We start from the raw sequence: 13194 nt of genomic DNA on the forward strand, positions 1-13194 counted from the left end.
CGTTAGCTGCTAAAGCGGCATTTGTTGGTAATGCCACCCTTCCCCTTCGGGCACAAAAAGCAACTGATGGGTAATGCCTTTTGGGCAATCATCTTGATGATGGGTAACCAGTAATAACTGGCTTTCACCTTTTTCCATTAAATGGTTCAAAAAGCCGTTGATACGCAACCGATAGTTTTCATCTATGCCTTGGTAAGGCTCGTCCAAAATCAACAAAGGCGGATGTTTAACCATGGCTCTGGCAATAAGTAACAAACGTTGTTCGCCGTAGGACAATGCCAAAAAAGCGTGGTCGGCTTTGTTCGCCATGCCAATGATACCTAGCCACTGTCTTGCGAGCTGCCGAAGGTTATCACCGGCATTTTGATAGAGCCCTATCGAGTCAAAAAATCCTGATAAAACCACATCCAACGCCGAACAATTTACTCGATAGGCGCCGTGCAGTGCTGGTGAAACTAAACCTTGCGATTGGCGAATATCCCATAGCGTTTCGCCGGAACCTCGGCGTTTGCCAAATAGATACACCTCGTTGCTAAACCCTTGCGGGTTCTCACCGGTGAGCACGGAAAGTAATGTCGACTTTCCGGCACCATTTGGCCCGGCGATTTGCCAGTGTTGGCCAGGTGCCAAGGTCCAGCTAAGGCCATCGATAATGGTATTCCCCTGATAGCGGATCGTCAGATCCACCACTTTCAAAAGAGGCCTCGCCACAGCAGCTGGCGCTTTTGGCGGTGCCGGTAACGCAATATCAGCTGCAGGCTTTACGTCGCCAAGCAACTGGTCGGGGGAAACAAGCTCATTAAGCTGACAATCGGCCAGCTTGGCAATTTGCTCGCAAAAATCAGGAATTTCATCGCGCCGGTTAACCACCAAAACCAATGTGGTGCCTGCCTGATGTAACTCGGTTAAGCGCTGCATCAAAACCTTTCTCGCTTGAATGTCCAGGCCACTAAACGGCTCGTCCAATAGTAAAATTGGCTCATTACCTACTAGCGCCTTGATCAGCAGCAATTTGCGCCCTTCCCCACTCGATAACACGGTAAAGGGCCTGTCTAGCGCATGGTCAAGGCCAAAAGCCGTTGCCAATGACAATGCATCCGGAAAATCAGCAAGTAGCTGCCGGCCTGTCGGCACCAACTCTTCGCCGTCTTTAACCAAGTCCGTATTTGCTGCCTTAAGTGCTTTGTCCCACAGCAAAAGTTGCTCGTCCATTGACACTAAGGCATCAGACACAGGTCCCGAACGGTTACCCTTTACCAGCTTAAGCTTGCCAGCAATTGCCCGCGCCAGAACCGTTTTTCCCGAACCGTTGCCGCCAGTAATAACCAAACAACTCCCAGGCGAAATACGCAGCTGTGGCACCGTTAGTGTTTTATCTTCCGAAAGGTAAAACTCAGCGTTTTCAAGGCTCCACATCAACAACTCCACTGGGAAATAACAACGAGGTTGTTGGTTTTGTCACAAAGTATCGCCACCTTCAAGCCCTCATTGACCTTTGGTAGCCGTTATCCCCTTGAGAAACTTAAAAACGGCGGGCGCAAAGCGGTGAGGCGAACAAGCAAAAGGGGCTTTTCATTCCCAGAACTTCAGGGGGCTGGGGAATTAAGCACAAGCTGGCCATTTTTGACGGGAATAGTGCCATTTGGCCGTTGGTTCATCGTTACCGAACCCAGTTGACCATGCCACTGGTAGCGCACGTCAAAGCCTAATAGCTTTTGATAACGGTCGAACACAACATGGCATTTGCGTTCAGTTATTGTCATTAACGACTGTTTTTGTAGAGGATTGAGCTCTGTAGGTTCAAGCTTTCCGGCAGACCCTGCTGATGACGTTTTTGTCACTAACGTTGCAGTGCGAGCATTTGCGTTGGGTTCTGACGCGCGCTCAGAATGCCGTTCTTTATTGTTACCAGAAGGCCTTACAGTCACTGTTACATCTTGGCAGACATGACGAGGCTTGCGAGCATCGGTCAGTATCGGTTTTACCGACAACACTCGCGCTTCATCGCTAGTAGGATATAAATGCAAAAAAATACCACCAGCTACGGCAAGTGATAACACACCACCGATGCTTCCTAGCAGAATTGACTTGTTCATCGCTGACCCTCTTGTTGCAAGAGACAGCTAAAGCTTAGAGGGTAAGGGCTGGGTAAAAAATGAACGGGGCGAGTGAGGCCGTCTTATTCCGCCGTTACATTCAGCCTCGGCGCAGTTACTGTTTTAAAACTGAACAAAGCAATGGGGTTAGTCATAAAAAAGCCCGGCAATTGCCGGGCTTTTTTAGCGAACCAAAGCACTATCAGCGTCTGCCGGGGGCGCCTCACTATCGAAAACTTCATCCATAAACGGCGTGTTCGATAACATAAAGTCGGCTAAGTGATACAGATCAGGCAGTACTTGGTGAAATTGCTGTCTTCCCCTCACCAGAGTGACCGCCACGCCCTTTTTCATCAGCTGGGCTTTCAGGTCATAACCCAAGGTGAAAAGGTGCAACTGACCTTCTTCATCAAAGTGCTCAATTAACCACTTGGCACAACGCCCTTTCGGGCTTTTAAACCAGGCTGGATGCCGCCAGTCGCCATAGCGCAGCATCAACGCTACCCAAGGCAGTAGCAGTAACATTTGCAGAAAAAAGGTAGCCAGACTTTCGCTGTCACTAAAGTCATACCAGTTGCTGTTGGTTGCCAAAATATGGTGCTGCCATGCGGTCAGCCCCTGGAATAACAGCAAAATAACTAAGGCGACGGCTAAAGACTGCCAAATGCCCGGCAACAACAAAGGCACTTGCTTGGCGTGGCCATAAAGGCCTAGCCACAATACCACCAACATCACCGCAAATAACGGATTAAAGGCCATCTCAGGCAGCAGCAAAGCGGACAGGGGATACAATCCCAAAATCAGTCCGTAGCAAACAAAGGTTACGGTTCTCATCATGATCAAGTCCTTGATTGTTAAGGCACCTTCCTAGCGCCGGGGGCGGAATATTAACCAAATCTAGCTATTGAGGTAAAGCTTAAGTAAAGATAGACCACCTGCCGTTATGAGTTTATTCATCCGCCTTTCAGTTTGCTCTTCCATCTTTACTCTTGGCTAAGAGTAGCTGACTTTCTTGCATGAATTCGTCAGCCAAAGGCCCAAAATAGTCACAGACATCTCTGAATCGTTCGACAAAAGCCGCTTTGTCTTTTGCCTCTAACATGTCGATGACGGTATCGAGGCTTTCCCTAAAGCCTTTGATGACACCAAGGTGTTGACTATTCGAAAGAATAATATCGGCATATAAATTGGGATCTTGGGCAAAAAGGCGGCCTACCATCGCCAGTTCCAGCCGGTATATAGGCGAACTCATGGTTAGCAGTTTATTGATATCAACATGGCTGCTTTGCAAATGCAGACCATAGGCAAAGCTGTTGAAATGTCGCAGCGCTTGGATAAAACCCATGCTTGCATCATGTTCAGCGGCGTCAACACTAACGAGGCGCGCCCCCCACAATCGCATTTGCTCCACAAGCCACTCGTTATCGCCCCTACCTTGGCAATACAGAATCACTTCCTTGGCAAAACTGGATGTGTCTGGCCCAAACATCGGATGCAACCCAAGCACAGGGCCGCGATGTTTTTTCATCATCCACTCTAAGGGCTGCTCTTTAATTGAGGTTAAGTCGACTAAGGTGCAAGTGGCGGGTAATTCAGGTAGCGCATTAATCACTTCCTGAGTGTTATGAATAGGCACACTCAGCACCACCATGCCAGCCTTGGCTAACTGCTGTGGGGCTGTTGCCCAATCATTCTTTTCAAGTACCTCAACCTGGTAACCGGACGCTTTAAAATAGTCGACAAAGCGCTTGCCTAAACGTCCAGCCCCACCGACCACAACAATGGGCCCAAGCGCAGGCTTCAAGCACTTACTGCCAGCGCCCACTTCCTGGTGATAAGACTCGCGCATACAACGGCGGAGAATATCTTCGATAAGATCGGGGTTTAAACCGCGGCTTTGTGCCTCTTCACGGCGAGAGGCCAGCATGCTGGCCTCTCGCTCTGGAACATAGATAGGCAGCCCGTGTTCACGCTTAACCTCGCCAACCTCTTTTACTAACGCCAAGCGCTGCTCCAAGAGATCAATCAGGGCCTTATCGACAGCATCTATTTTATTGCGTAACGCTTCCAACATCAGCTTGCCGCCTCAACCCTTAACATGCCTTCAAATAATTCATCGATAAGTTGCACTGTGGTTTCCCAGCCCATGCAGGCATCTGTTATCGACTGACCATAAACCAGATTTTGTGGCTCTGCGGCACCCTGAGCACCTTCAACCAAGTTGGACTCAAGCATCACGCCCATGATGGCGCCATTACCGTTTTGGCGTTGTCGCAACACGTCTCGTGCCACCATCGGCTGGCGACGATGGTCTTTACCTGAGTTGGCATGGGAACAATCGACCATAATGGCTTCATTTAATTTTGCTTTTTGAAGGGTTATTAACGCCTCACCAACACAGGCTTCATCATAGTTCGGCTTACTGCCGCCGCGAAGAATAACATGGCCATGGGGGTTACCTTCGGTCTGCATTACCGCCACTTGCCCGCCTTGATTTATCCCCATAAAACAATGGGGTTGTGACGCGGCTTGTAAGGCATTAACCGCCGTTGACAGACTGCCATCAGTCCCGTTTTTAAAACCCACCGGCATCGACAAGCCTGAAGCCAGTTCTCGGTGTGTCTGTGATTCTGTGGTACGAGCACCAATAGCAGACCACGCAAAAAGCTCAGCAAGGTACTGAGGACTAATGGGATCAAGCGCTTCCGTTGCCACTGGTAGGCCGAGTTCAGCAAGCCAAACCAACAGTTCTCTTGCCATACGTAAGCCAGTTTCTAGCTCAAAGCTGCCGTCGAGATAAGGGTCGTTAATGAGCCCTTTCCAGCCAACCGTGGTACGCGGCTTTTCAAAATACACCCGCATCACGATATAGAGGCGATCTTGGTATTGGTCATGAAGTGCTTTAAGGCGAGTTGCGTAGACCTTGGCGGCATCAATATCGTGAATAGAACAAGGGCCACAAACCACCAACATCCGTTGGTCTTGCCCATGAATAACATTGGCAATGGTGGCTCTAGCCTCGGCAATTTTTGCCAGGGCGCTCTCAGAAACCGGGATCTGTGCCTTCAGTTGGGCGGGGGAAACTAAAACCTGTTCACCACGGATATGAACGTTATTCAGCGCATCTTTTTGCATTACAAATACCTTGCTTAAACTTATCTTTACACTTTACGGCAAGGTTTTAATTAAAGGTGAAATTGACTTTGACTAAAACCAGCCTACGCAACAGTGCGAACATTACCATTCAAGCCGCGTTGTGCATAGGGTGGCAGGGGATTTTGTTTTTTTCTATGGCTGACGGTTTTACGCGATAAAACCGTCGGTCTTGATGCGCCCTACTTTGATGAATCTCACAAAAAATAAATTAACCAGTTAATTCAATTAATTAATTGCGATCCCACCAAAAAGTGGCCTTAGAGAAACCAAGACAAACGTAAACTTTTAATTACACTCAATGGGAGTGTTCATGCCGATGTGCCATGCGGCAAGACTCGTCGACATATTCAATTTCAAACGTGGTGTGAGATATGGGATGGCGCTGGCAGATCTCTGCCAAGGCGACTTTTAACGCAGCATAGTTATCTGGAGACAATTGGCGGTCAGCGACCACGTGAGCAGTTAAAACATGGCTCTCGCCATCAAAGGACCAAGCATGCAGCTGGTGGATATCAGCCACACCATTGACTTGTCTTAATTCCTCTTCAATCACCTTAAGGTCCAAATCATCAGGGGTAGCCTGTAAAAAGATAAGCAAGGTGTTCCAAAGATTTTTGATGACGTTATAAAGAATAAACAGCATGTAGCAGACGCTAAGGAGTGGGTCGAGAATAGGCCAATCAACAAAGAGCAGCGCGATGGCAACGGCAAGTACCATCACCCATCCCAATACATCTTCCAAAAGATGTAGGCTAACCACCTTGGCATTTTGCGTTTTAGCGCCTTTTAGTCGGAAAACGGCGGCGCCGTTGGCAGCGATACCCAATATGGCTAGCCAGATCATGCCTTGGGCGTGCGGCATTTGTGGTGCCCATAAACGCGGAATTGCTTCACTGAGCACCAATACGGAACCGGTTATCAACACTAAAGCATTGATCAATGCAGCTAACAGGCTCAGCCGCTTGGGACCATAGCTAAATCGCGGGGTTGGCTGAGCTTTGGCTTTGTTGCCAAACCACCAGCTTAACCCTAGCGATAGGCTGTCGCCTAAGTCATGTACGGCGTCACTTAATATGGCAACTGAATTAGTGAGTACACCACCCACAATTTCTATCAGCGTAAAGGCAAGATTTAGAAAGAATGCAACTTTGATGTTGGCTACATCATCGTGATGATGATGGTGGTGATGATCATGACTCATAAAAGCGCCTTATTTCAATCAATTACCTAAGCTTGCCTGTTGAGTACAAATGATACAACCCAGCCAGCTCCTGGCGGAATAAAGAAGCAAAATGCAGCATTAGCAGCTAAATTGCGTCAACAACCACGGTTAAAAAAACGGCGATGGTATTTTCCAGCATCCTGCTCTCACTGCATGTCATAGCAAATCCGGTCAGTCCCTTTACTGTACCGGCTAAAAGGCAATGTGAAATGGCGGTTAGAGCAAGACTGGGCATGGTGCGTACCGATAATGTGCGTGTTAAGCAGCAAGACAGCGTTGTTTTTACCATTGGCGATGCCCTGACGACTCAGGGCGTTATTCATTTTGTCTGTCGGTTTTCTATCGATAAAAGGCAAAATCTTCAGCTGGCTCACTTAGATTTATTAACCCTAAAGCAAGAGGCCACCAAAGAAGAAAAGTAACTTTCCGGCAGTTACGGTCGCCCAAGGGGTCTAGGCATTACAGCATTTTTAAGTAGACAATTTGTAGTTATTTATCAGGGTGATACTCAGGAATATAAGTCTGAACGCCTATTAAACAATCAGCCTATAGAAGCTTTCCAAGCCAATACTTATCAGTAGAATCCGTTTTGCAAGCAAGGTAATCGACCCTGTCGAGACCCCTCTTATTCAGGCCGCTTTTCCCACCTCTGCGGCCTTTTTTTTCGCCTCGAATTTATCGGCCCCTTAGCAGAGCTGCCGCATTGCGATAGACTGGCCTTTTCACCTCAATAGCATGCTTATGACCGCCAGCCTCCTCTTTCACGACTACGAGACTTTTGGTGCAGACCCCAAAAACGATCGTCCCTGCCAGTTTGCGGCCATCCGCACCAATGAAAATCTCGAACCGATAGAAGAGCCCAAGGTGTGGTTTTGCCAGCCCACAGACGATTACCTGCCCCACCCTATGGCCTGCCTTATCACTGGCATCACCCCGCAGCAGGCCCTCGCGCAAGGCATGGCAGAACCCGAGTTTATTCGCCTGATCCACGGCCAAATGAGCCAGCCCCAAACCTGTACTTTGGGTTACAACAGCTTACGGTTTGACGATGAAGTCACGCGTTTTACGCTCTATCGTAATTTCTATGACCCTTACGAGCGTGAGTGGCAAAACGGCAATAGCCGCTGGGATCTTATTGACATGGTGCGTGCCACCTATGCCTTGCGTCCAGACGGTATCGAGTGGCCCATCAATGAAGAAACCTGCGCTGCGAGCTTTAAATTAGAAGCGCTGTCAAAAGCCAACAACCTTGTGCATGACAGAGCCCACGATGCCCTTTCTGATGTAGAGGCAACCATTGCCATGGCTCGCCTCATTCGCGACCGCCAGCCGAAATTGTATGACTACTTTTTTAAGCTGCGGCGCAAGCAAGCGGTGGCCCAGTTAATTGACGTTATCAACTTACAGCCACTGGTACACACCTCTAGCCGCTTTCCCGCCGCACAGGGCTGTACAACTTATGTTGTGCCATTAGCTTGGCACCCGGTGAATAAAAATGCGGTCATTGTGGTGGATTTGAACGGCGATTTAACACCGCTTTTAGAACTGGACGGTGAAGCGCTTATTGAACGCCTTTATACAAAAACGGCCGAACTCGAGGCTGGGCAGTCTCGACTACCCGTCAAGCTGGTACACATTAATAAATGCCCTATTCTGGCGCCGGCTAAAACCCTGAGTCCAAAGCGCGCTGAGGAATTGGGTATTGACCGCGATCGCTGCCGGCACAATTTAGAACAACTTAAGGCGCAGCCGCAGCTGCGTGAAAAATTACTGGCACTCTTTAGTAACGAGAGAGACTTTGCTGATGTCGACGCCGAAGAAGCCCTTTATAACGGTTTTATCAGCGACGCCGACAAAGCCACCATGGCACTGGTAAGAGAGTCCCAACAGCCCTACAACCTTGGCCAATTAACCTTTAAAGATAACCGGCTTAATACCCTGCTATTTCGTTATCGGGCCCGCTATTATCCGCAAACACTAAGCGAACAAGAGCAGCTACGCTGGCGACAATACCGCGAAGAGGTGTTAATGCACGGTGCCCGCGGCTTTGGCATCCAGGCGTTCATGCAAGAGCTTGAACAGTTAGCACAAGAACGTAGCGACGATGAAAAAGCCATGGCCATACTGCAGTCGCTCTATCAGTACGCACAGAACCTTTAAAGGGATTTTTACGGAAAATGCAGCCCGGTTCACAGTCTGCCAACCTGAGCTTAAAATCCTGCAATATCAATTACTTTGTTAAGTAAATGTAGTAGGAATTGAGGCGTGAACTGCGCTCGGAAATATGCTTTACTCAAGCTTTAATAAAGACAATAAAACGCAACCGATGGAAACCAATGCACAAGAAAATAACGAAGGTCGATGGCTGGCACATCTGTTGCTGGTCCCCTTCGTTATTTTTGCGATCATTGCGGTATTGATGACCGTAAAGTTCAGCATGTCGATACACGACAGGTTGCACTGGATTGAACATGCCGATAAAGCCCGGGGCGTGGTTAAGCAACACCTCATCAAACATCTGCCGCTACGTTTTGGCATGAAAGAAAAGCTACAGTTGGCCGTTTATTACACCGATCACAAAGGCCACTGGCATGAATTCATTACCAAAAGTGACTTAACCGAATACAACCCCTTTGCCCGGCCCCCGCAAGTGGGCGAAAGGCTGTGGCTTTATTATCTACCAAACACCCCCGACAAAGCGCGACTGGCCGGTTTTAACGCTTTTTGGTTGCCGGTGGTTTTGGAAGGTATTTTCTTGTTGTTTTCCGCTCTGCTTGGCTTTGCCCCGCTGCTATACATCTGGTTAAAACGCCATAACGACTGATTGTTGTTACTAAGGTCCTGGCATAAGATGCGCCATCAAATAAAGACAGGGGCAACTAATGGCCAGGGCAAACGAAATCAAAAAAGGCGTGGTAGTTGAGCTTGATGGCAAACTGCTGATCGTGCGCGACATTGACGTGCAAAACCCCAGCGCGCGTGGGGCGGCAACCCTTTATAAAATGCGTTTTTCAGATGTAAAAACCGGCCTTAAAGTCGAAGAACGCTTTAAAGGTGATGACATTGTCAATGTGGTTGATATGGAAAAGGCCAACGTGGTGCTGTCTTACATTGACGGCGACGAACACATTTTCATGGACGAAGCCGACTACACCCAGTACCCGTTAAAATCAGCAGACATTGCCGATGAGTTGCTGTTCATTGATGAAAACACCAAAGGGGTGATGCTGCTGCTGGTTGAGGGCCAAGTCGTGGGTATTGAACTGCCGCAATCGGTAGAAATGGTGGTAGCCGATACCGCGCCGGAAATGAAAGGCGCCTCGGCAACAGCGCGAACCAAACCGGCCAGCTTTGCCACCGGTTTAAGCGTACAGGTACCGGAATACATTAAAGTGGGTGAAAAGGTCAAAATTCACACCACTGAACGGCGCTTTATGGGACGAGCTGAATAAAACCAAGGCCGCTACTGCGGCCTTGGTTTTTTAGTGCCAGCGTGGCTGCTCGTAAGAGATAGCGCCAACTATGGCATTTGGCAGTAAGGCGCGGAAATGTTCACCTTTGATGTGCAGCAAGTCTTTATGGTCGCCACTTTCCATAAAAACGTCTTCCCGTTGCCAAAGCACTTCTTCTACCACGGTTTCCATGGCAAAGGCTTCCCCCATTGCGGGAATGGCACCCAGTTCACAGTCACGAAACCGCTGCGCTAATTCTCGTTCGGTAACCAACCGGCAATCTTTTTCCAATAATGCAGAGAGTCTCGACAGGCTCAACTTGTGACTGGCAGGCACAACCGCCATGACTTTGTGACCTTCGTGGTCCTCGAGGATCACCGCTTTTGCCATGTATTTCACTGCCACCTGGCTGGCGATGGCGCTTTGCAACGCCCCCTCACTATAGGGATGATGGATATGCTCAGCCCTGATGTTGCGTTGCGCCAAATACTGACGCAACGATTCTGACATGCTCATATGCAACTCCTCTTATCGCACTCGCTGTCAGTATAGGTGGCAAACCTTAGCTAAAACCGAGCCTGTTAAGATTCAACAGCTTAGTTTTACTGCCCTTCCCAAGGTTCTTTAGGGAGCTTTTGCCGCCAGTTTTGATAGCGTTGATGCACGCCTCGGCGCAGCGACTGAAAACTCCCTTCCAGGATGTCTACCCCAAGCAATACCGCTACCACCACCAAGCTGAGTTTTAACGCGGTCAAGTCATGGTGCAATGAAATCACCACGCCGATGCTGGCTAATGACCAAATAGCCGCAGCGGAGGTAACGCCTACCACCACACCATCGCGAGACATCATCACACCTGCCCCTAAAAAACCCACACCGGTAACCACCTGACCAATGATCCTTGATGGGTCCGAGCTTTCATTGGTGACCGACAATGCCGCCGCCACAAAAAAGTAGGTGCCCAGCACCACCAGCGATGAGGTACGAATACCAACCGGTTTGCCTCTTAGCTGCCTTTCAAGGCCAATAATGGCGCCGCACACTATTGCCATAACAATGTCGCCCCAACGAAATGGCGCAATATTGATAAGCTCTTGCCACATCCTGAAAACCCTCTTTGCAAACCCGGCCTGACCCTCTGCGCGCTAATGTACGCCTGTTTTTAAATGAGAAATAGACTTTCCCCTAACGTTATAAAAGGGCGGTGTCGATAAGCGGATTTATATGACATAGCCCGGATAACAACATGAAAAACTGGTCGATGCGTATGAAAATTCTGGCCGTTACAGGTCTTTGTTTTCTCGTATTTTTTGTAGCGGTACTCTGGCAAAGCCTGTCCGCTTTTCAGAGCAACATTAATCAATCCTTGCAAGATGAAGTGACGCTGTTTTCCAACACCTTTAGCATGAGTGTCAGTGACTGGGTACAAGACCGGCAGCATGCAATGGAAGAAGCAGCAAACTCCATTGCCAATAACCCTGATGTGCCGCCGTACCTGTTTCTGGCCCAAGCCAAAACATCAATGGGGTTTGCCCTCACCTATTTTGGCAAAGCCGATGGCACCATGATACGAAACGACCCCAGTATCCCCAGTAACCCAAACTACGACCCAAGAGTTAGAGGTTGGTACAAAGGTGCAGTTACTGCCAAGGGCAATTACATCTCAACTCCCTTTGTTTCCTCTACCACCAAAAGCTATGTGGTGACCATTGCCACTCCCGTGGTCAAAAATGGCAACATCGTTGGCGTTGTGGGTGGCAACCTGCCGTTGGACGTACTAACCCAACATGTCAATGCTCTGAAGATCCCAGGCAAAGGCTATGCGGTACTGGTAGATAAAAGCGACCAGGTCATTGCCCACCCGGATAAAAGCCGCCGCTCAAAAAGGGCATCTGCCATCACCCCCGAATTTGCCGGGGCGCCGTTAAACACCTTGGTTAATGACCATCAACTCGAAGAACGTCGCTTAGATAACCGCCAGCGTTACCTTTTTGCGCAGCAGATCCCCCATACCCAATGGGTGCTGATTTTAGTGATGGATAAAGACACGCTGATGGCACCGGTGCGCAAACAGCTCTACACCCAAGTGGGTATTAGTGTGCTGATCCTGATACTGGTGGCAGTGGTACTCTCGGTGCTCATTAAAATGCTGCTCAGCCATCTAAGTGACATCACCCGCAACTTAGATGCCATCGCCAATGGTAACGGTGACCTGACTATCCGTTTAGCGGTGAAAAGCCAAGACGAAATTGGCCAACTAGCCCATAGTTTTAACCGTTTCGTTGAGCAGCTACACGGTATTATTACCCGCTTAAGTGCTGCCTCTACTCAGCTTCAATCAGAAGCAGAGCAAAGTACCATTAGCACTCAGCAGCAAAACCTGCGTATTCAGCGGCACCAAAGCGAAATACACATGGTGGCCTCCGCTATCACTGAAATGGCATCAGCCACCCAAGAAATCGCTGGCAATGCCGAACAAACGGCTATTTCCTCGCGAAATTGCGTCGAGCTTGGCGAAACCGGCCGCAGTCAGGTGGCAACCAGCCAACAGTCAATTGAGCAGCTGGCCAACGAGGTTTCCCACGCCAGCAATATCATTGGTGATTTAAATAGCCACGCCCAGAACATTACGTCCATTCTTTCCACCATTAGTGGTATTGCCGAGCAAACCAACCTGTTGGCGCTTAATGCCGCCATCGAGGCGGCTCGCGCTGGCGATCAGGGCCGCGGCTTTGCGGTGGTTGCTGACGAGGTACGAGTGCTGTCACAACGCACTCATAGCTCCACGCAAGAAATTCAAACCATGATTGAGTCCTTGCAAAGTGCCGCCATAAAAGCCGTTGAGGCCACCGACAAAGGCAGCATCATGGCCGAGCAAAGCGTGGCTGATGCCGAAGCGGCCAACCAAAGCCTGGGGGAAATTCTCACCGCTATTCATCAAATTAACGACATGGCGGCGCAAATTGCTTCAGCCGCTGAAGAGCAAACCTCTGTCACACAAGAGATCAGCAAAAACACCGAGGTTATTCGCCATGTGGGGGATGAAATGTCTAGTGCCAGCACCGAGGCCGCTGACCGGGCAACCGAACTCAACAGTCTCGGCCAACAGGTGGCGTCAGAAGTCGGTAAATTCACGATTTAAGAAAAAAGGCACCCGCGGGTGCCTTTGTTATTTTCTTTTGTCGCGCTCGCCGCGTCATAGCTGCGCTGGCAGACGCATACAAAATAAAAACAATAGTTAATATAAAGAAAACAGAATGTTTGACCG

Annotated in this window: 13 protein-coding genes; 5 read left to right on the forward strand and 8 right to left on the reverse strand. The window is 49.2% G+C overall.

Annotated features, from left to right (window positions below; translation table 11 throughout):
- Nucleotides 1-9: 9 nt before the first annotated feature.
- The 6 genes from modF to DW350_RS09830 all read right to left on the reverse strand — a co-directional run bounded on the left by modF (nucleotide 10) and on the right by DW350_RS09830 (nucleotide 6453).
- Complete coding sequence (gene modF / locus DW350_RS09810; RefSeq protein ID WP_115718693.1) at nucleotides 10-1416, reverse strand: molybdate ABC transporter ATP-binding protein ModF; 1407 nt, start codon at nucleotides 1414-1416, stop codon at nucleotides 10-12.
- A gap of 170 nt (nucleotides 1417-1586) precedes the next feature.
- Nucleotides 1587-2096, reverse strand: a complete 510-nt coding sequence (locus DW350_RS19445) for a glycine zipper 2TM domain-containing protein (protein WP_152032964.1) — start codon at nucleotides 2094-2096, stop codon at nucleotides 1587-1589.
- Nucleotides 2097-2279: 183 nt separating this feature from the next.
- Complete coding sequence (locus tag DW350_RS09815) at nucleotides 2280-2933, reverse strand: hypothetical protein (protein ID WP_115718694.1); 654 nt, start codon at nucleotides 2931-2933, stop codon at nucleotides 2280-2282.
- 127 nt (nucleotides 2934-3060) lie between these two features.
- The gene (gene tyrA / locus DW350_RS09820) at nucleotides 3061-4170 is read right to left on the reverse strand and encodes a bifunctional chorismate mutase/prephenate dehydrogenase (protein ID WP_115718695.1); all 1110 of its coding nucleotides are present in this window, start codon (nucleotides 4168-4170) and stop codon (nucleotides 3061-3063) included.
- Nucleotides 4170-5231 carry a 3-deoxy-7-phosphoheptulonate synthase gene (locus DW350_RS09825; RefSeq protein ID WP_115718696.1) on the reverse strand — a complete coding sequence of 354 codons (1062 nt, stop codon included), beginning with the start codon at nucleotides 5229-5231 and terminating at the stop codon, nucleotides 4170-4172. The genes tyrA and DW350_RS09825 overlap by 1 nt, the downstream gene beginning before the upstream one ends.
- Nucleotides 5232-5547: 316 nt before the next feature.
- Nucleotides 5548-6453, reverse strand: a complete 906-nt coding sequence (locus tag DW350_RS09830) for a cation diffusion facilitator family transporter (protein ID WP_115718697.1) — start codon at nucleotides 6451-6453, stop codon at nucleotides 5548-5550.
- A gap of 230 nt (nucleotides 6454-6683) precedes the next feature.
- Between DW350_RS09830 and DW350_RS09835 the strand changes: the two genes are divergently transcribed.
- From DW350_RS09835 to efpL, 4 genes are all read left to right on the forward strand, one after another.
- Nucleotides 6684-6896 (forward strand): hypothetical protein, encoded by a 213-nt coding sequence (locus DW350_RS09835; protein WP_115718698.1) that lies wholly within the window; start codon nucleotides 6684-6686, stop codon nucleotides 6894-6896.
- Between the two features lie 319 nt (nucleotides 6897-7215).
- A complete protein-coding gene (gene sbcB, locus DW350_RS09840) occupies nucleotides 7216-8634 on the forward strand; it encodes an exodeoxyribonuclease I (RefSeq protein WP_115718699.1) in 1419 nt (472 codons plus the stop codon).
- Nucleotides 8635-8800: 166 nt separating this feature from the next.
- Nucleotides 8801-9298, forward strand: coding sequence for a DUF3592 domain-containing protein (locus DW350_RS09845; RefSeq protein ID WP_192954639.1), 498 nt, complete (start codon nucleotides 8801-8803; stop codon nucleotides 9296-9298).
- Between the two features lie 58 nt (nucleotides 9299-9356).
- Entirely contained in the window at nucleotides 9357-9926 is a 570-nt protein-coding gene (gene efpL, locus DW350_RS09850; protein WP_115718701.1) for an elongation factor P-like protein EfpL, read from the forward strand.
- A gap of 30 nt (nucleotides 9927-9956) precedes the next feature.
- Here efpL and DW350_RS09855 read toward each other — a convergent pair whose 3' ends face one another.
- Together DW350_RS09855 and DW350_RS09860 are read right to left on the reverse strand one after the other, a co-directional pair.
- A complete protein-coding gene (locus DW350_RS09855) occupies nucleotides 9957-10442 on the reverse strand; it encodes an aminoacyl-tRNA deacylase (RefSeq protein WP_115718702.1) in 486 nt (161 codons plus the stop codon).
- An 86-nt stretch (nucleotides 10443-10528) separates the two neighbouring features.
- Nucleotides 10529-11029, reverse strand: coding sequence for an MgtC/SapB family protein (locus DW350_RS09860; RefSeq protein WP_115718703.1), 501 nt, complete (start codon nucleotides 11027-11029; stop codon nucleotides 10529-10531).
- A 143-nt stretch (nucleotides 11030-11172) separates the two neighbouring features.
- On the opposite strand from DW350_RS09860, the gene DW350_RS09865 reads away from it, so the two are divergent.
- Nucleotides 11173-13068: a methyl-accepting chemotaxis protein gene (locus tag DW350_RS09865; RefSeq protein WP_115718704.1), complete on the forward strand. Its 1896-nt coding sequence runs from the start codon at nucleotides 11173-11175 to the stop codon at nucleotides 13066-13068.
- The last annotated feature ends 126 nt before the right edge of the window (nucleotides 13069-13194 follow it).

Source organism: Gallaecimonas mangrovi (assembly GCF_003367375.1).
In the GTDB taxonomy this organism is placed as follows: domain Bacteria; phylum Pseudomonadota; class Gammaproteobacteria; order Enterobacterales; family Gallaecimonadaceae; genus Gallaecimonas; species Gallaecimonas mangrovi.

What these genes read in the sequence shown, in the direction of transcription:
- DW350_RS09865 (WP_115718704.1), top strand. Translation starts at nt 11,173, where the DNA reads ATGAAAAACTGGTCGATGCGTATGAAAATTCTGGCCGTTACAGGTCTT.
- DW350_RS09825 (WP_115718696.1), bottom strand. Translation starts at nt 5,231, where the DNA reads ATGCAAAAAGATGCGCTGAATAACGTTCATATCCGTGGTGAACAGGTT.
- tyrA (WP_115718695.1), bottom strand. Translation starts at nt 4,170, where the DNA reads ATGTTGGAAGCGTTACGCAATAAAATAGATGCTGTCGATAAGGCCCTG.
- DW350_RS09845 (WP_192954639.1), top strand. Translation starts at nt 8,801, where the DNA reads ATGGAAACCAATGCACAAGAAAATAACGAAGGTCGATGGCTGGCACAT.
- DW350_RS09815 (WP_115718694.1), bottom strand. Translation starts at nt 2,933, where the DNA reads ATGATGAGAACCGTAACCTTTGTTTGCTACGGACTGATTTTGGGATTG.
- sbcB (WP_115718699.1), top strand. Translation starts at nt 7,216, where the DNA reads ATGACCGCCAGCCTCCTCTTTCACGACTACGAGACTTTTGGTGCAGAC.
- DW350_RS09835 (WP_115718698.1), top strand. Translation starts at nt 6,684, where the DNA reads ATGGCGGTTAGAGCAAGACTGGGCATGGTGCGTACCGATAATGTGCGT.
- DW350_RS09860 (WP_115718703.1), bottom strand. Translation starts at nt 11,029, where the DNA reads ATGTGGCAAGAGCTTATCAATATTGCGCCATTTCGTTGGGGCGACATT.
- DW350_RS09830 (WP_115718697.1), bottom strand. Translation starts at nt 6,453, where the DNA reads ATGAGTCATGATCATCACCACCATCATCATCACGATGATGTAGCCAAC.
- efpL (WP_115718701.1), top strand. Translation starts at nt 9,357, where the DNA reads ATGGCCAGGGCAAACGAAATCAAAAAAGGCGTGGTAGTTGAGCTTGAT.
- DW350_RS19445 (WP_152032964.1), bottom strand. Translation starts at nt 2,096, where the DNA reads ATGAACAAGTCAATTCTGCTAGGAAGCATCGGTGGTGTGTTATCACTT.
- modF (WP_115718693.1), bottom strand. Translation starts at nt 1,416, where the DNA reads ATGTGGAGCCTTGAAAACGCTGAGTTTTACCTTTCGGAAGATAAAACA.
- DW350_RS09855 (WP_115718702.1), bottom strand. Translation starts at nt 10,442, where the DNA reads ATGAGCATGTCAGAATCGTTGCGTCAGTATTTGGCGCAACGCAACATC.